Annotated in this window: 14 protein-coding genes; 10 read left to right on the plus strand and 4 right to left on the minus strand. The window is 71.1% G+C overall.

Annotation, left to right across the window (positions count from 1 at the left end; all coding sequences use genetic code 11):
- Nucleotides 1-98: 98 nt before the first annotated feature.
- Genes ACFSVL_RS37920 through ACFSVL_RS37930 form a run of 3 tightly spaced genes read left to right on the plus strand, consistent with a single transcriptional unit; the run spans nt 99 to nt 2,835 of the window.
- Nucleotides 99-1,073, plus strand: a complete 975-nt coding sequence (locus ACFSVL_RS37920) for an amino acid ABC transporter permease (protein ID WP_378311540.1) — start codon at nt 99-101, stop codon at nt 1,071-1,073.
- Nucleotides 1,070-1,849 (plus strand): amino acid ABC transporter ATP-binding protein, encoded by a 780-nt coding sequence (locus ACFSVL_RS37925; protein ID WP_378311542.1) that lies wholly within the window; start codon nt 1,070-1,072, stop codon nt 1,847-1,849. The genes ACFSVL_RS37920 and ACFSVL_RS37925 overlap by 4 nt, the downstream gene beginning before the upstream one ends.
- On the plus strand, nt 1,846-2,835 hold the full coding sequence (locus ACFSVL_RS37930) for a transporter substrate-binding domain-containing protein (RefSeq protein WP_378311543.1): 990 nt from the start codon (nt 1,846-1,848) through the stop codon (nt 2,833-2,835). The genes ACFSVL_RS37925 and ACFSVL_RS37930 overlap by 4 nt, the downstream gene beginning before the upstream one ends.
- A 382-nt stretch (nt 2,836-3,217) precedes the next feature.
- On the opposite strand, the gene ACFSVL_RS37935 is transcribed toward ACFSVL_RS37930, so the two are convergent.
- Nucleotides 3,218-3,913, minus strand: a complete 696-nt coding sequence (locus ACFSVL_RS37935; protein ID WP_449224403.1) for a GNAT family N-acetyltransferase — start codon at nt 3,911-3,913, stop codon at nt 3,218-3,220.
- Nucleotides 3,910-5,259, minus strand: coding sequence for an aminotransferase class I/II-fold pyridoxal phosphate-dependent enzyme (locus tag ACFSVL_RS37940; RefSeq protein ID WP_378311547.1), 1,350 nt, complete (start codon nt 5,257-5,259; stop codon nt 3,910-3,912). Before ACFSVL_RS37940 ends, ACFSVL_RS37935 begins: the two co-directional genes overlap by 4 nt.
- Before the next feature lie 188 nt (nt 5,260-5,447).
- Here ACFSVL_RS37940 and ACFSVL_RS37945 point away from each other — a divergent pair, with 188 nt between their 5' ends.
- The 3 genes from ACFSVL_RS37945 to ACFSVL_RS37955 are packed head-to-tail and all read left to right on the plus strand — an operon-like array spanning nt 5,448 to nt 9,417.
- A complete protein-coding gene (locus ACFSVL_RS37945; protein ID WP_378311549.1) occupies nt 5,448-6,278 on the plus strand; it encodes an ABC transporter ATP-binding protein in 831 nt (276 codons plus the stop codon).
- 30 nt (nt 6,279-6,308) lie between these two features.
- A complete protein-coding gene (locus ACFSVL_RS37950) occupies nt 6,309-7,316 on the plus strand; it encodes an ABC transporter substrate-binding protein (protein ID WP_378311551.1) in 1,008 nt (335 codons plus the stop codon).
- A 4-nt stretch (nt 7,317-7,320) separates the two neighbouring features.
- Entirely contained in the window at nt 7,321-9,417 is a 2,097-nt protein-coding gene (locus ACFSVL_RS37955; RefSeq protein WP_378311553.1) for an iron ABC transporter permease, read from the plus strand.
- On the opposite strand, the gene ACFSVL_RS37960 is transcribed toward ACFSVL_RS37955, so the two are convergent.
- Nucleotides 9,414-10,829 (minus strand): FAD-dependent monooxygenase, encoded by a 1,416-nt coding sequence (locus ACFSVL_RS37960; RefSeq protein ID WP_378311555.1) that lies wholly within the window; start codon nt 10,827-10,829, stop codon nt 9,414-9,416. The two genes, ACFSVL_RS37955 and ACFSVL_RS37960, sit on opposite strands and share 4 nt — an antisense overlap.
- Nucleotides 10,830-10,888: 59 nt before the next feature.
- Between ACFSVL_RS37960 and ACFSVL_RS37965 the strand changes: the two genes are divergently transcribed.
- Together ACFSVL_RS37965 and ACFSVL_RS37970 are read left to right on the plus strand one after the other, a co-directional pair.
- Complete coding sequence (locus ACFSVL_RS37965) at nt 10,889-11,500, plus strand: TetR/AcrR family transcriptional regulator C-terminal domain-containing protein (RefSeq protein ID WP_378311557.1); 612 nt, start codon at nt 10,889-10,891, stop codon at nt 11,498-11,500.
- 81 nt (nt 11,501-11,581) lie between these two features.
- Nucleotides 11,582-12,778 carry an FAD-dependent oxidoreductase gene (locus tag ACFSVL_RS37970; RefSeq protein ID WP_378311558.1) on the plus strand — a complete coding sequence of 399 codons (1,197 nt, stop codon included), beginning with the start codon at nt 11,582-11,584 and terminating at the stop codon, nt 12,776-12,778.
- A 119-nt stretch (nt 12,779-12,897) separates the two neighbouring features.
- On the opposite strand, the gene ACFSVL_RS37975 is transcribed toward ACFSVL_RS37970, so the two are convergent.
- Nucleotides 12,898-14,535, minus strand: coding sequence for a choice-of-anchor A family protein (locus ACFSVL_RS37975; protein ID WP_378311560.1), 1,638 nt, complete (start codon nt 14,533-14,535; stop codon nt 12,898-12,900).
- Between the two features lie 183 nt (nt 14,536-14,718).
- On the opposite strand from ACFSVL_RS37975, the gene ACFSVL_RS37980 reads away from it, so the two are divergent.
- Nucleotides 14,719-15,390, plus strand: coding sequence for a FadR/GntR family transcriptional regulator (locus ACFSVL_RS37980; protein ID WP_378311562.1), 672 nt, complete (start codon nt 14,719-14,721; stop codon nt 15,388-15,390).
- The gene (locus ACFSVL_RS37985) at nt 15,387-16,193 is read left to right on the plus strand and encodes an ABC transporter ATP-binding protein (protein WP_378311564.1); all 807 of its coding nucleotides are present in this window, start codon (nt 15,387-15,389) and stop codon (nt 16,191-16,193) included. Before ACFSVL_RS37980 ends, ACFSVL_RS37985 begins: the two co-directional genes overlap by 4 nt.
- Nucleotides 16,194-16,202 lie beyond the last annotated feature (9 nt).

Below are 16,202 nucleotides of genomic sequence, written 5' to 3' on the forward strand. Positions count from 1 at the left end.
CGCGCTCACCATGTGGGAGTCCCCAGAGGACGCTCGACAGCCGGGAACCCAGCGGGTCACAGTGGCGATCGCCCTCTCCGCGATCCCCAGGAGCCACTGTGAGTTCTCCGCCGACGCTGCGCGCCGTGCCGTCGCCGTCCGCAGGTCCCGAACCGCCCGGCGAAGCGCGGTTGCGCGAGCTGGCCGCGAAGAAAGTCGCCCCGCTGCGCCGTCCCGGCCGCTGGGCCGCGGCGGCCCTCGTGCTCGTGCTGCTCGCCCAATTGGCGCACGCGCTGATCACCAATCCGGTGTTCCAGTGGAATGTCTTCGGCTATTGGTTCTTCCGCCCGGTGATCCTCGACGGGCTGCTGCTCACCCTTGAGCTGACCGGCCTCGCCGCGGTGTTCGGGCTCGTCGGCGGCATTGTGCTCGCGTTGCTGCGGCTGTCGAAAAACCCGCTGCTCCAAGCGGTTTCGTGGGCGTATGTGTGGATCTTCCGCTCGATTCCGCTGATCGTGCTGCTGCTGTTCCTCGCCAACGTGACCGCGCTGTACAGCACGCTGAGCATCGGCATCCCGTTCGGCCCGTCCTTCCTGAGTTTCAGCGCCACCGACGTGCTGAGCTTCTTCGTCGTCGCGGTGCTCGGCCTGAGCTTGAACGAAGCCGCCTACGCCGCGGAAATCGTGCGGGCCGGCGTGCTTTCGGTGGACCAGGGCCAGCTCGAAGCGGCGGCCGCGCTCGGGCTGCCGCGCTCCCGGCAGTACCGGCGGATCATCCTGCCGCAGGCCACCCGCGCGATCGTGCCCGCCTACGCGAACCAGCTGATCGGCCTGCTCAAAGGCACTTCAGTCGTCTACATCACGTCGCTGCTGGAGCTGTTCGGCGTGGTGGAAACCCAGGCCAGCACCAACAGCGGGCAGATCATTCCGCTGCTGCTCGTCGGAACCGTCTGGTACATCATCCTCACCAGCGTCCTGTCCGTGCTCCAGTATTACGTCGAACGTTTCTTCTCTCGCGGCGCGCTGCGCACCGTGCCGCCGACGCCGTTCCAGCGGTTCCGCGCCCGGTTTCGCGCGCTGGGGGTGGCCCGGTGAGCGTGCACGTCCGCAGCGCGGTCAAGGCATACGACGGAATCCGCGTGCTCGACGGCATCGATCTCACCGCGCCCGCCGGGCAAGTGACCGTCGTTCTCGGACCGTCCGGTTCCGGCAAATCGACTTTGTTAGGGACGATCAACCATCTGGAACGCCTGGACAGCGGCTACGTCAGCATCGACGGCGAACTGATCGGCGTGCGGGTGCACGGAGACCGGTTCAAGGAACTGAGCGAGCGCGCCATTCTGCGGCAACGGTCCCGGATCGGGTTCGTGTTCCAGAATTTCAACCTGTTCCCGCATCTCACGATCCTCGACAACATCGTGGAAGCGCCGATCGTCACGCAACGGCTGCCTCGCGCCGAAGCCGAGACGCGCGCGAAGGAACTGCTCGCCCGCGTCGGTCTCGCAGACAAGGCCGGGGCGTATCCACGGCAACTGTCCGGCGGCCAGCAGCAACGCGTCGCCATCGCGAGAGCGCTCGCCCTCGAACCACGGCTGATCCTGCTGGACGAACCGACGTCCGCGCTCGACCCGGAACTGGTCGGCGAGGTCCTGTCGGTGATCCGCGAACTGGCCCGCTCCGGCACGACGATGATCGTGGTCACGCACGAGATCGGCTTCGCCCGCGAGATCGCCGACCACGTCGTGTTCCTCGATGCCGGCCGCGTCGTCGAAGAAGGCCCGCCCGCGGCCGTCCTGGACCGTCCCCGCCACGACCGGACCCGAGCCTTCCTCGGGAAGGTCGCCCGCCTCGAAACCCAGGAGAACGCATGAAACCCCGCACGATCCTGCCCGTCCTCGCCGCGGTCGCGCTCCTCGCCGGCGCGTGCGGCGGCAACACCCAGGCGTCGACGAGTGTGAACGGTTCACAGACCGTGGAAGTCGCCGCGAACACCGCGGACGCGCACCCGGTTTCGCTGACCGTTCCCGCCGTCGCCGAGATCCGCGCGCAGCTGCCGAAGAAGGTGCTCGACCGGGGCAAACTGGTGATCGGCGTCGGCGCGCTGCCGTCGGGATTCCCGCCGTTGTCCTACGTAGGCACCGACCAGCGCACCCTCACCGGAGCCGAACCCGACCTCGGCCGCCTCGTCGCCGCCGTGCTCGGGCTGGAACCGGACGTGCAGAACGCGTCCTGGCAGAACCTGTTCGTCCGGCTGCAAAGCGGCCAGTTCGACACGGGATTCTCGAACATCACGGTCACCGAGCAGCGCAAACAGCAGGGCTTCGACTTCGCCGCCTACCGCGAGGACAACCTCGGTTTCGAGACGAACCGCGCGAACGCGTGGACCTTCGCCGGGAATTACGAGGTGCTGGCCGGAAAAACCGTCGCCGTCGACAGCGGGACCAACCAGGAGAAAATCCTCCGGGAATGGCAGCGCAAACTGACCGCCGAGGGCAAGAAACTCGACGTGCGCAATTTCGCCGACAAGAACAGCACGTACCTGGCACTGGCGTCCGGCCGGATCGACGCGTACTTCGCCCCCAACCCGAGCATCGCCTACCACGCCGCCCAGACCGCGAAAACCCCGAACCCGACGCGCAGCGCGGGCACCTACTCGGGAGCCGGGGCGCAACTGCAGGGCCTGATCGCCGCGACGACCAAAAAGGACAACGGCCTCGTGAAGCCGGTCGCAGCCGCGATCGACTACCTGATCCAGCACGGCCAGTACGCCAAATGGCTGGCCGCGTATGGGTTGGACAATGAAGCGGTGAAGAAGGCGGAGGTCAATCCGCCGGGCCTGCCGCTGAGCGATTCCTGAAGGGCCTCGTGAGTGGTGGCGCCAGTTAGAACCGGCGCCACCACTCACGAGGGGGTGCGCGACGCAACCCCGCGCGGACGGGCCTGCGACTGGCCGCCAGGCCCGCTGCGGCCACGACGCCTGGAGCGGGGTCGTGAGTGGCGATCCCGGTTAGAAGCGGGATCGCCACTCACGACCCGGTCAGCGACGCTTCCCAGCGCCGGACCAATGCGCTGGCGCAGGGCGGGGCGCGACGGCCGGACAGCCTGCTGTCTCAGGACGGAGCCGCACGACAGCAGCGCCGGACACGAGGGCGAAAGCCGGCCGCGGTCGCTTCGGCCGAGCGAGGGGTCGTGAGTGGCAATCCCGGTTAGAACCGGCATAGCCACTCACGACCCCCACCTCAAGCCGCAGCCCGCCAGTCACGCGGAATGCGCACCTGACCGAACGCATTCCGCCGCCGCAGCCGAAACCCCATCCCCTCGTACCGCCGGATCGCGTTCACGTTCCCTGCCGCCGCGTGCAGGAACGGCGTCTCGCCGCGCTCCCGGATCCCCGCCGCCACCGCGCGCACCAGCCGTCCGGCCAGCCCCCGGTCCCGATACGCCGGATCCGTGCACACCGCGCTGATCTCCGTCCACCCCGGCGGATGCAGCCGCTCCCCCGCCATCGCGACCAACACTCCCTCGTGCCGGATGCCGAGATACGTGCCCAGCAGCACCGTCCGCGGCAGGAACGGCCCAGGCTTCGTGCGGGCGACCAGATCCAGCATCTCCGGCACGTCATCGAGAGTCAGCCGGACCGCTTCGGGCCAGTGCGCCGCCTCGACCCCGTCGTCCACCAGCTGGACCCCGCCCATTTTCTCCAGAATCTCCCACTCCGCCGGTGGCGGCCCCGCCTGCGGCAGCAGCGGCACCACCGCCCCCGGCCCGGCGAGGGCGGCGATGTCGTCCCACACGCGTTCGTCCGGCTCGTCGGGCACCGCCAGGAACACAGAAACGTCGACCGGGTACCGGACCGCCTGCCCCACCCGCTCCGCGAACGCGGCATGCGGGCCGGTCAACGAAGCCCACGCGGCATTGTCCAAAACAGACATCAAGGCCGCCGCGAAGCACGGGCGATCATCCGCGCCAGGTCGGCCACCAGCGCCGGATCGTCCGGCAGCTGCCCGGTCGCCACCCGGATGTGCGGCGTCCCCGGATTGCCCGCCCGGGTGCCCGACCCGGCGGACACCCCGTTCGCCGCCAGGGTCATCAACGTCCGCGATTCCTCCGGAACCGGCACCCACAACGTCAGCCCGTCCCGCGCCCGCACCGAAATCCCGTGTTCCCGCAACGCTTCCGTCAGCGCCGCCCGGCGGTGCGCGTACCGGTTCCGGGCCCGGTTCAGCAATTCCCCGCTGCCCGGATCGGTCAGCAGAAACGCCTGCGCGTCCTGGAGAATCCGGCTCGACCACACCGACCCGGGCCCGCGCTGCTGCCGCACCCGCTCCACCAGGGCCGTCGAACCGCCGATCACGCAACTGCGCAATTCCAGCCCGAAAGCCGCGCAATAAGACCGCACCAACAGCACCCGGCCGGGCAGGTGCGCACCGAGACTCAACGACGGCGCTGAAGCCAGCGGACCGAAATCGTCGTCCTCGATCACCGCGATGTCCTCTTCGGACAGTACCTCGGCGAGTTCCGCGAGCCGGTCCGCCGGAACCGCGTGGCCGAGCGGGATCTGCGCGCGCGGCTGGTACACGAACGCGACCGGGCGATGTTCCAGCGCCGCCGCCAGCGAGGACGGCAGCGGCCCGTTCTCGTCGCAGCGCACCGGCACCACGTGGATCCGCGACCGGCGCAGCAGCTCGCGCAGCCACGGCGCGGTCGGTGCTTCCAGCGCGATCACGTCGCCCGGACGCGCGACCGCCTGGCAGGCCAGCAGCATCCCGTCCTGCCCGCCGGCCGCGACCGTCCACGCTTCGGCGGCAAACGGCCACGTCGGCCGCACCGCGGCGCGCAGTTGCGGGGTGATCGAGTTCTTGACCGGGCCGCCGAACCGTTCCGTGTGGACACCCGCCGCGACGGCGTCCTCCAGCGGCGGCAGCAGTCCCGGATCCGGCAGGCCGTGTTCCAGGTCGACCGTCTGCCAGCCGGAAAACGCGCGCTCCGGCGGCGGGCTCGAAGGAGGTTCCAGCACTATCGTGCCGCGGCGGCGCCCGGTGCCGATCAGCCCGGCGGCCCGCAGCTGCGACCACGCCTCGGCGATCGTCGTGGGGCTGACCGAAAGCTCGGCGGCCAGCGCGCGCACCGTGGGCAGCCGCGTGCCGGGCGGCACCTCCCCGTCGCGGATCAGGCCGGACACCGTCCCGGCCACGCCCCGCGCCGTGCGCTCGCCGATGCGGGACCCGAGCCAGCCTGCCCCGACCGGCAGCGTCGTCGTCGCGAGTTCGCCCGTGGCCACGCACCGGCTCCCCTCGTCACCCGGAAATCCGAAAACCTCTGACCCGATCAGAAGCTAGAGCGGCAACGGCACGCGGGAAAGGCGTTTCACATCCTGGCGGGCCCGCCCGGTACAAAGCGCCCGTGACGTCCGACACCGCCGGTGCGGGCGGTTTCAGAATTTCACTCGATCAGGTTAGGCTAACCTTCATGAGTCACTCCTGGCCGGAAGCACCGGCGCTCGCCGGCACCGGGCTCTCGCTCGGCTACGGCGGAAAGCCAGTGGTCCAGGACGCCGAGATCGTCCTGCGCGCGGGCGCGGTCACCGTCCTCGTCGGCCCCAACGGTTCCGGCAAGTCGACGCTACTCCGTTCGCTGGCCCGGCTGCATCCGCTCGCCGCGGGCGACGTCACGCTCGCCGGACAGGACGCGCTCGCGTTGTCCCCCAAGGAGTTCGCCCGGCACGTCACGCTGCTGACCCAGTCGCGCCCCACGCCCGGCGGCGTGCGCGTGCGCGACGTCGTGTCCTACGGCCGCCATCCCTACCGCGGCCGCTTCGGCTCCGGCGACCCCGAGGGACCGGAACTGGTCGAGCGGGCCATGCGGCACACCGGCGTGGACGGCATGGCCGAGCGCCCGGTCGACGAGCTGTCCGGCGGCGAGCTGCAGCGCGTCTGGCTGGCCACCTGCTTCGCCCAGGACACCGGCGTCGTCCTGCTCGACGAGCCGACCACCTTCCTCGACCTGCGCTACCAGATCGAAACGCTCGACCTCGTCCGCGACCTCGCCGACGAGCACGGCGTCGCGGTCGGCGTGGTGCTGCACGACCTCGACCAGGCCGCCGCCGTCGCCGACGAGGTGGTGCTGCTGTGCCGGGGCGCCGTCCGCGCCACCGGCCGCCCGGCCGACGTGCTGACCGCCGAAGCGCTCAGCGACGTCTACGGCCTGCGCATCGACGTCCACGTCGACGCCGAGGGGCACGTCCGCACGCGCCCGGTCGGACGGCACACCTCCCGGCCGCGGCCGGTCCGCTCAGCTTGACCTGTCCCTCTAGTTCAAAGGAAAACCCCCGTGTCCAGTGTGTTCTCCCGGCCTGCCCGCCGGTCGCTCCTCACGGCCGCGGCCGTGCTCGCCACGTTCGCGCTCGCCGCGTGCGGCACCACCGAAGCCCCCGCCGACCAGGCAGGAGCCGCCGCCGCGAAGCCGTCCGGCCCGGTGCAGCTGACCGACGAGCGCGGCAAGGTCGACCTGCCCGCGCCCGCGGCCAAGATCGTGTCGCTGGAATGGGGCCTCACCGAGAACCTGCTGGCGCTGGGCGTGAAGCCGGTCGGCGCGGCGGATGTCAAGGGATACAACACTTACGACAAGGTGATGCCGCTCGCCGCGTCCACTCCGGACGTCGGCACCCGGGGCGAGCCGAGCCTCGACGCGATCGCCGCCCTGCACCCGGACCTCGTGGTCACCACCACGGACCTGCCGGAGAACGTCATCGCGCAGCTTTCCAAGCAGACGAAGGTGCTCACGCTGCGCGGCTCCGATTCGGCCGACCCGATCGGCTACCTGCGCAAGACCGTGACGACGCTGTCCGAGGCGACCGGGACGCAGGAGAAGGGCCGCGCGCTGCTCGGCGAATTCGACGCCAAGGTCGCCGACGGCAAGAAGAAGCTGGCCGACGCGGGCAAGTCCGGGGCCAAGTTCGTCATGGCCGACGGCTACACGACCTCCGGCACGGTCACCGTCCGGATGTACACGAAGGGCTCGTTCCTCGGCAGCATCGCCGACCAGCTCGGCGCCGCCAACCAGTGGACCGAAGCGGGCGACAAGGTCTACGGCCTCGCGCCCACCGACGTCGAGGGCCTGACCAAGATCACCGACCCGGCCACGACCTTCGTCTACGCGGCCAACGCCGCCGAATCCGACGTCTTCACGCAGGACCTCGCGGGCAACGCGGTGTGGAAGCAGCTTCCGTTCGTGAAGGCCGCCAAGCTGCAGCGGATCCCGGACGGCATCTGGATGTTCGGCGGCCCGAAGTCGGCGATCGCCTACGTGGACGCGCTCACCGGCGCACTGACGCGCTGATCCGATGACCACTACCGCCCCCGCCCGGCCGCTCGCCTCGCGCAAGCCGGGGCGCACCGCGTCCGTCGTCTTCCTCTCCGGGATCGTCGCGCTGGTCGTGCTTTCCGCCGTGCACCTGCTGCAAGGCACGTCGCACGTCGGGCTTGGCGAACTCCTGCGCGCCGTTTTCCCCGGCACGGACGACGACGCGCGGAGCCAGGCGGTGGCGGTGCTCGTGGCCAGCCGGCTCCCCCGGCTGGCCGCGGCGCTGCTCGTGGGGCTGGCGCTCGGGTTCGCGGGGTGCGTGCTGCAGTCTGTCGCGCGGAACCCGCTTACCTCGCCGGACACTCTCGCGGTGAACGCCGGCGCGTACGTCTCGGTAGTCGGCGTGGCCGCGTTCGGGATCTCGCTTCCCTTCTATGTCAACGGAATCGTCGCCTTCGTCGGCGGTCTCGCCGCGGCCGGGCTGGTGTTGCTCGTCGCGCGCAGCAGCAGCGGCGGAGCGGCCCGGCTGGTGCTCGCCGGGTCCGCGATCGCATTGGCGCTGACCGCGCTCACGTCGGTACTGCTGATGTTGTTCCAGGAGCGGACCGCCGGCCTGTACGGCTGGGGCAGCGGCACGACTGTCCAATCCGGACTGCGGCAGGTTTCCCTTGCCGCGCCGGTGATCGCGATCGGCATCGTGGCCACGCTGCTGCTCGCGCACCGGCTCGACGTGCTCGGCCTCGGCGACGACCACGCGCGCGTGCTGGGCATCGACGTCCGCCGCACGCGCACCCTCGCCGTCGTCGTGGCGGTGCTGCTTTCGGCGGTCGCGGTGACCGTCGCCGGCCCGATCGGGTTCGTCGGACTGTGCGCGCCGGTGATCGCGCGACTGCTGGCCAACCGGGTGCCCGGGCTCGGCAAACATCCGCTGCTGCTGCCGCTTTCCGGGCTGACCGGCGCGCTGGTCGTGGTGGCCGCCGACGTCCTGCTGCGCGCACTCGTGCCCGCGGACAAGGCGGTTTCGGTGCCGACCGGCGTCGTGACGACTCTCGCGGGCGCGACCGTCCTGGTCTGGCTCGCCCGGCGGCAGCCCTCCGGCACGCCGTCCGCACGCGGGACGCACGGCACCGTCCGGTCCCGCCGCTGGGTGGCCGGCACCGGGATCGTGCTGGCGGTCGCGCTGGTCGGCGCGGTCATCGCCGCGCTCCTGCTCGGCGACCGGATCGTGCTGCTCGGCGACCTGATGAACTGGCTGCGCGGGGTGTCCGGCACCGAGGTGTCGTTCGCGCTCGACCTGCGCTGGCCGCGGATGCTCGCCGCGCTGCTCGGCGGGGCGGCGCTGGCCGTCGCGGGCGCGCTCGTGCAGGCGATCTGCCGCAACCCGCTGGCCGAACCGAGCCTGCTCGGCGTGACCCCCGGCGCGAGCGTCGGCGCGATCAGCGTCGTGCTGCTGGTGCCCGGCATCGGGGTCTGGCCGATGATGGGCGCGGCGACCGTCGCCGCGTTCGCGACGTTCGCCCTCGTGCACTGGCTCGCCACCGGACGCGGTGCGACCGGCCGCGGGCTGTCGTCGGACCGGCTGGTGCTGGTCGGCATCGGCGTCAGCGCGGGCGCGCAGGCGATCACGACGCTCGTCGTGGTGCTCACCTCGCCGTGGAACGCGCATCTGGCCCTCACCTGGCTCGCCGGGTCCACCTACGGCCGCGAGTTCAGCCAGGTCCTGCCGGTGCTGTTGTGCCTGGTCATCGCACTTCCGATCGCCCTGTCCAGCGCGCGGACGCTCGATCTGGTCTCGCTCGACGAGGACGTGCCGCGCGTGCTCGGCGTCCCGCTGGACCGGTCTCGCCTCGCGTTCGCCGCGCTCGCCGCGGTGCTCACCGCCGCCGCCGCGTGCGCGGTCGGAGCGCTCGGTTTCGTCGGGCTGGTGGCCCCGCACGCCGCGCGGGCGCTGGTGGGTTCCCGGCACGCGCGGTCGCTGCCGGTGGCCGCTGCGCTGGGAGCTGTGCTGGTGTGCGTCGCCGACACACTGGGCCGCACAGTGCTCGCCCCGACCCAGATCGCGGCCGGCCTGGTGACCGCGCTGATCGGGGCACCGTACTTCGGCTGGCTGTTGTGGCGGAGCCGCGCCAGCGCCTAGCCGAACCAGGCGTCCAGCGCGGTTTTCAGCTCGGCCTCCCCTCCCGTCCAGGCGATGACTCCGTCTGGGCGCAGCAAGAACGATTCGGTGTTCGTCACCGGCACCACCTCGACCCGCTTTGTTGCCAACGCGGCGAGGTCGCGGTTCTCCGGATCGAGCACGAGCACGCCCCGCCCGGTGCGCGTGTGGTCCGACAGCCGGGAGACCTGGCCGTCATCGTCCACAAGGGACCGATCGGGACTGTGCAGCCCGACGGGTTCCTCAGCCGGATAAGGGAATTCGTACCGATGGTCCACTCCGGACAGCAGATCCGAGAAGTACCGGTTCGCCTCCGGAAGATCCATCAGCTCCGCGACGATCTCCCTTAATGCGTCGACGTGCGGCCCCGGCGCGAGCAACGCCGACTGCGCCCGCGTATTGCGCAGCACCGCCGCACCGGCCGGCCCGCGCTCGCGGAAGTAGCTGTCCAGCAACGCTTCCGGTAGATCCCCGCGCACGACCGCGGCCAGCTTCCAGCCGAGGTTCGCCGCGTCGAGCAGGCCGAGGTTGAGCCCTTGCCCGCCGCTCGGCGAGTGCACATGCGCGGCATCGCCCGCCAGCAGGACCCGGCCGCGCCGGTAGTCGTCGGCCTGGCGCGCTTGATCGGTGAACCGGCGGGAATTGCGCACTTCCGCCACGGCGACCTCGTCGCCGGTCACCCGCTGGATCGCCGCCGCCAGTTCCGCCGGCGTGACCGGACCGTCGGGCTCGCCATCGCGGGCCAGCTCGGTGACACCCGCCATGCTTCCGCCGTGCATAAACGTCCCGTCGGCATAACGCCCGGCCGGCGGCACCGGCCCGGCGAACTGGACTTGGCCCGCGAGCGTCCGCAGCAACGGCGACGTGCCCGGAAACCCGAACCCGGCGAGACTCCGGACCTTTCCCCGTCCGCCGTCGCAGCCCACCAGGTACGCCGCGCCGATCCGCTGTTCCCCTTGCGGCGTCTCGACAATCGCGGTCACACCGTCCACAGCGGACTCGATCGCAGTCACCCGGTGCGCCCGGCGCACCGGAACGCCGAGCGCGTCCGCGTGCCCGGCGAGCAGCTGCTCCAGGTCCGGCTGCCAGATGTGCGTGCGCGGGCGTTCATTGTCCGGGAGGAGTTTGTGGATGTTCGCGAAATGGCCGAGCGGGCTGCCGTGGTCGCGGGCGAAGTCGCGTTCGCCCTCCTCGTGCGCCTCGGCCAGCCGCGGCCCGAGCCCGCGCCGGGTCAGCGCCTCCGTCGCGAGCACGCCGATGCCGCGCGCCTTGCGTTCCGTCGCGGGCTCCGCGAGCCGCTCCAGCACCAGCGGCCGGATGCCGCCGAGCCGGAGTTCGGCGGCGAGGAACAGGCCGACCGGCCCGGCTCCGACGATCACTGCGTCTGCGTCCATGACTCTCCTTAACTTGTTAAATACTAGACTGCCCTGAACTAGTTAAGGAGGCAACCGAGGTGCCGATCGAAATCCCCGCCGCGGTCCGGACCGCGCTCGCCCTCGTCGACGCCGACGGCCTCGACAAGCTGACCGTGCGCCGCCTCGCCACCGAACTCGGCGTCAAGGCACCCGCGCTGTACTGGCATTTCAGCAGCAAACGAGCCCTGCTCGACCACCTCGCCGACGCTCTCGTAACCCCCGCCCTGAACGACCTCCCGCCACTGGACACCCCGTGGCTGTCCTGGCTGGAACAAGCGGGCACCGCTCTGCACACCGCCCTCCTCGGCCACCGGGACGGCGCGCGCATCGCCCTCGGCGCCGACCTCCGGATCGCCCGCTCGCTGGGCGAGTTCGCCGAGCGCGCGGTGGACGTGCTGCACCGCGCCGGGTTCCCGCTCGCCGACGCGACGCGGTGCGCCGGGGTGTTCATCCACTTCGTCCTGGGCCGCGCCGTCGAGGACCAGACCTGGCCGGACGACGAGGAAGCGGCGATCGCGAGCATCCCGTTTCCGCTGATGGCGCAGGGAATGCGGGAACGGCAGGCGGCCGGGAGCACCGTCGGCGACAGCTTCGGCTACGCGCTCGGGATCGTGCTCGCCGGACTGGCGGCGAAGCGACCAGTGCAATGAGTCACTAAGTTCTACGGTTGCACTTTTTGCATGGTGCCACTTATGCTGGGCGCAGACCACACCGGCACGAGAGGGGAAACCATGAAGGAGACACCGCGCATCGCGATCGTCGGCGGCGGCCCCGGCGGGCTGCTCGCCGCCCGCGTCCTGCACCGCCACGGCATCGCCGCGACCGTGTACGACGCCGACACCGCCGTGGATTCGCGCGATCCCGGCGGCACGCTCGACCTGCACGCCGACAGCGGGCAGATCGCGCTGGAAGACGCCGGGCTGCTGCCCGCCTTCCACGCACTGGCCCGCGCCGAAGGCCAAGCCATGACCAGGCGCGACCACCACGGCACCCTGCTGAAGGAGTTCGTCCCCGCCGACGGCGAGACTTCGGCCCCGGAAATCGACCGCGGCCAGCTGCGCACCATGCTGGCCGAACAGCTCGCCCCCGGCACCGTCCACTGGGGACACAAACTCACCGAGCTGACCACCGAAAACGGCGTCCACCGCCTGCATTTCGCCGATGGCTCCACAGTGGAGTCCGACGTCGTGATCGGCGCGGACGGCACCTGGTCGAAGGTCCGCCGCCGCCTCACCGACGCCATGCCGGAATACCTCGGAGTGTCCTTTCTGGACGTCCGGTTCGACAACGTCGAGAACCGGCACCCCGGGATCGCGGCTTTGGTCGGCGACGGACAGCTGTTCGCCACCGACGGCGCGGGCCGGGCGGTGATCGTGCAGCGCAACAGCAACGGAATCATCCGCGGCTACGTGGCGTTCCGCGCCGAAGAGGACTGGGCCGCCCAGGCGGGCGTCGACCTGGCTGACCGCGAGTCGGTGCGGGAGTTCCTGCTCCGCGAGTTCCACGGCTGGGACCTGACCGTGCGCCCGCTGCTGACTGACAACGACGGCGACTATGTGGCGCGCGCCTTCACCGCACTGCCCGCTCCCCTGACCTGGCAACGGGTCCCGGGCATCACCGTCCTCGGCGACGCCGCGCATGCGATGGCCCCGTTCGGCGGGCACGGCGCGAACCTGGCGCTGCTCGACGGCGCCGAACTGGCGCACGCGCTGCACGAGGAACCGACCGTCGAGGCCGCGCTGACCCGCTACGAGACGGCGATGTTCGCCCGCACCGGGCACCTCGCCGCCGCCTCGAACGAGGCCCTGCGCGGATTCTTCGCCGACCAGCCGGACGGCGGCCAGCACGAGGTGCCGGACCGGGAAGAGGAACTCCGCGCCTACGAAACGCGAGCCGCCGAATACCGCGCCTCGCGCACCCCGGCCTGACCTGCCGTGAGGGCCACCCTGAGGGACTCAGAGTCCGTGAAGGTGGCCCTCACGGCAGCGGGCTGTGAGGGGAACCCTGAGGGAATCAGAGTCCGTCAGGGTTCCCTTCACGGCTTTGGTCAGGAGCGCTTGCGGCGAACTGCCACCGCCGCCACCAGCGCACCGCCGATGAGCAGCAGCGCAGCGCCGCCGATCAGGTAGCCGCGGACGTCCGCGCCGGTCGAGGCGAGCGGGCCCTGGTCCGAAGGACCAGTGCCCGGGGCGACGCCGCCGGAGTTGTCGCTGGTGGTCGTGATCGGGGCCGGGGCCTCCGACGACGAGGACGAACTGGACGTCGCCGGGCTCGTGCTGCCCGTCGAGGACGTGGGCTGCGAACTCGAGGACGTCGCGCTGGACGAGGTCGGCGCGGTCGAGGACGACGACTCCGTCGGGCTGGTCGACGTGGCCGAACTGCTCGACGTAGTCGGCTCAGTACTGCTCGACGTAGTACTGGACGACGTGGTGCTCGTCGGCTCGGTCGACGTGGTGGTCGAGGTCGTGGAAGAACTCGACGTGCTCGTATCGGTGGCCGAAGGCTCCGTGCTGGACGTCGTGGTGCTGGTCGAACTGGTCGGCTCCGTCGTGGTGCTGGACGTCGTGGTGCTGGAGGTAGTCGTGCTGGACGGCGTCGTGCTGGTCGAGCTGGACGTCGTGCTGGTCGGCGTCGTGGGCGTCGTCGTCGGGACGGCGCAGTCCGGCAGGTCGCCGGTGAACGGGTAGGCGTGGAACTCCTGCCCGCCCGCCGCGCCGTCGGACGTGTGCAGCAGGTTCCCCGCGGTGAAGAACCGGCCGTTCGTGCCCGACGCGGTGACCGTCGTGTCGCTGGCCGGGTTGCCGACCAGCACGCTGCCCTGGAACTGCGCCTGCCCGGCGATCTTCACCTTCGACGCGTCCGGGAAGTTCCACAGCAGCTTCTCGCGCAGCTGGTTGATCGGGTCCTGGTCGGCGAGGTCGCCGGTGTAGGTGTTGATCACCCGGGCGCCGCCGACGAGGTTCACCAGTACCGTCGCGCCCGCCGGGATGCCGGCGAATTCGAGGCCCTGCATGCCGCCGCCGGAGCCGGTGAGGTCGAAGTCGACGTTGAACACCTGCAGCGCGGACTTCCCGTCGCCGGTGAACAGCGTGCGGTAGCCCTCGTTCTTCGCCGTGCCGGTGGCCGCGGACTTGCCGTAGCAGGTGCTGGCTTCCTGCAGTTGCGGCCGAAGCTGTTTGTACGGATCGGCCGCGTTCGGGTCCTGCTTCAGCGTGCCGGTGACCGTCCCGGTGACGGTGCCGCCGTACCGCACGACGCCGCCGTCCGCGAGCAGCCGCTGGTCCGGCGCCACGGCGACATTCTTGCCGGTGGTGAGGAAGTCGCCGCCGTCCGGCGGGGGCACGCGCGAGCCGACGCCGGCGATGCCGACGTTGTAGATCGAGGACCCGCCCGCCCGCTTGTTCATGTCGAAGCCGCCGAGCACGACGACCCGGCCCTCCGCCTCGGCCGCGCCTTCGCGCACCAGGAAATCGCCGCCGGCGAAGACGTTGATGCCGTTGTCCCGTCCGGCGAACGGCCCGTTGTTGACCGGCGGGTACTTGCCGCCCGGACAGGCGTCGCCGACGCACGGGCCCAGCCCTCCCGGCAACGGAGCGGCGCTCGCGCCCGGTCCGGCCACGAACGCCACTGCACACACCGCCGCGGCGATCGCTCCGCCGACGACGGCCACTTTCCTGGCACGCATGCGGCCGATCCTTACCCGGCGCGGCCCGAATGGGGTATTCGAAACACCGTAACCCACCCGAACGGGTCAGAAAAAACCGAACCCCTCAGACAAGTAGACTAGTGACGCTCCACACTCGACCGCCCGTTCCGCGAATGTCCCGCAGTAGCATCGCCCCGTCCCCCCGACCAGAAAGCCGCTCCGATGTCCCCTCTCGTGCAACGGCATCCGCTCGCCGCGCAGGCCGCCGAAGTCCTTCTCGGGCGCATTCGCGGCGGGGAATGGCCGCTCGGCCACAAATTGCCCGGGGAAACGACTCTGGCCGCGCAGCTGGGCGTCGGCCGTTCGACTTTGCGCGAAGCGATCCGCGAACTGGCGGGCAAAGGCGTGCTCGATTCCCGCCAGGGCTCCGGGGTATTCGTGACCGCCCTGGACGTCGCCGAGGATTGGGACGCGGTGCTGCGCCGCGCCACCATCGGCGCGGTGATCGAAGCGCGCATCGCCATCGAAGCCGAGGCCGCCGCCCTCGCCGCGCACCGGCGGACGCCGACCGACCTGCGCGCGATCCGCCGCGCCCTCGCCGCCCGCGCGACCGGCGACCCGGACATCGAGTCCCTGGTGGACACCGACACCGCCTTCCACCGCACGGTGCTCGTCGCCGCGCACAACGACGTGCTGATCGAACTGTTCGACAGCTTCGTCCCGCGCATCCACCGCGCGATGACGGACATGCTGCGCGCCCGGCCGATCACCGCCCCCGAAGAAGACCAAGCCGCGCACCAGGCGCTCGTCGACGCGATCGCGGACAAAGACGCGTCCGCGGCCGCCGAACTGAGCCGGGCGCACCTGACCGCCTTGAAGGAGGCTCTTTCGTGAGCGAGGTCGTGCTGCAGCTGACCGACGTGGTGTTCCGCAGGCAGGGCAAGGAAATCCTGCACGGCGTGAACCTGACCGTGCGGGCAGGCGAACACTGGGCGCTGCTCGGCCCGAACGGCGCGGGAAAGAGCACGATCCTCGGTTTCTGCGGCGCCGTCACGCACCCGACCACCGGCACCGTCGACGTGCTGGGCGGACGGCTCGGCCGGGTCGAACTGCAGGCGCTGCGGCGCAGCATCGGGCACGTCGACCCGCGGCATCCGCTGCGTTCGCCGCTCACCGTCCGGGAGGTGGTGCTGACCGGCGTCACCGGGACCATCGACACTCCCCCGCGCTGGCAGCCGACCGCGGCGCAGCTCGCGCAGGCCGGCGAACTCGTCGCTTTGCTGGGCCTGGACGGCAAGTCCGGCGAACGCTGGCCGACGCTGTCCCAGGGCGAACGCGGCCGCGCCCTGATCGCCCGCGCGCTGATCAGCGAACCCCGGCTGCTGCTGCTCGACGAACCGTCCACCGGCCTGGACGTCGCGGCCCGCGAGCAGCTGCTCGAAACGATCGACCTGCTCACCCGGACCCATCCCCGGCTCGCCTCGATCGTGGTCACCCACCACCTGGAGGAACTGCCGGAGACGACCACGCACGCGCTGGTGATCGCGGACGGTTCGGCGGTCTCTTCCGGCCCCATCGAGCACGCCGTCACGACCGCGAGCATCAGCCGGGCGTTCGGCCACCCGATCCGGGTGGACCGGCACGACGGGCGGTGGAGCGCCCGCGCCGCCCGCACCCGGACCACCGAGGTCGCCTGACCGCCGCGG

Origin of the sequence: Amycolatopsis silviterrae (assembly GCF_042684085.1) — a bacterium.
Taxonomy (GTDB): Bacteria; Actinomycetota; Actinomycetes; order Mycobacteriales; family Pseudonocardiaceae; genus Amycolatopsis; species Amycolatopsis silviterrae.

Coding starts and splice junctions, on each gene's coding strand:
- ACFSVL_RS37980 (WP_378311562.1), top strand. CDS start 14,719: ATGTCCCCTCTCGTGCAACGGCATCCGCTCGCCGCGCAGGCCGCCGAA.
- ACFSVL_RS37970 (WP_378311558.1), top strand. CDS start 11,582: ATGAAGGAGACACCGCGCATCGCGATCGTCGGCGGCGGCCCCGGCGGG.
- ACFSVL_RS37975 (WP_378311560.1), bottom strand. CDS start 14,535: ATGCGTGCCAGGAAAGTGGCCGTCGTCGGCGGAGCGATCGCCGCGGCG.
- ACFSVL_RS37945 (WP_378311549.1), top strand. CDS start 5,448: ATGAGTCACTCCTGGCCGGAAGCACCGGCGCTCGCCGGCACCGGGCTC.
- ACFSVL_RS37955 (WP_378311553.1), top strand. CDS start 7,321: ATGACCACTACCGCCCCCGCCCGGCCGCTCGCCTCGCGCAAGCCGGGG.
- ACFSVL_RS37960 (WP_378311555.1), bottom strand. CDS start 10,829: ATGGACGCAGACGCAGTGATCGTCGGAGCCGGGCCGGTCGGCCTGTTC.
- ACFSVL_RS37930 (WP_378311543.1), top strand. CDS start 1,846: ATGAAACCCCGCACGATCCTGCCCGTCCTCGCCGCGGTCGCGCTCCTC.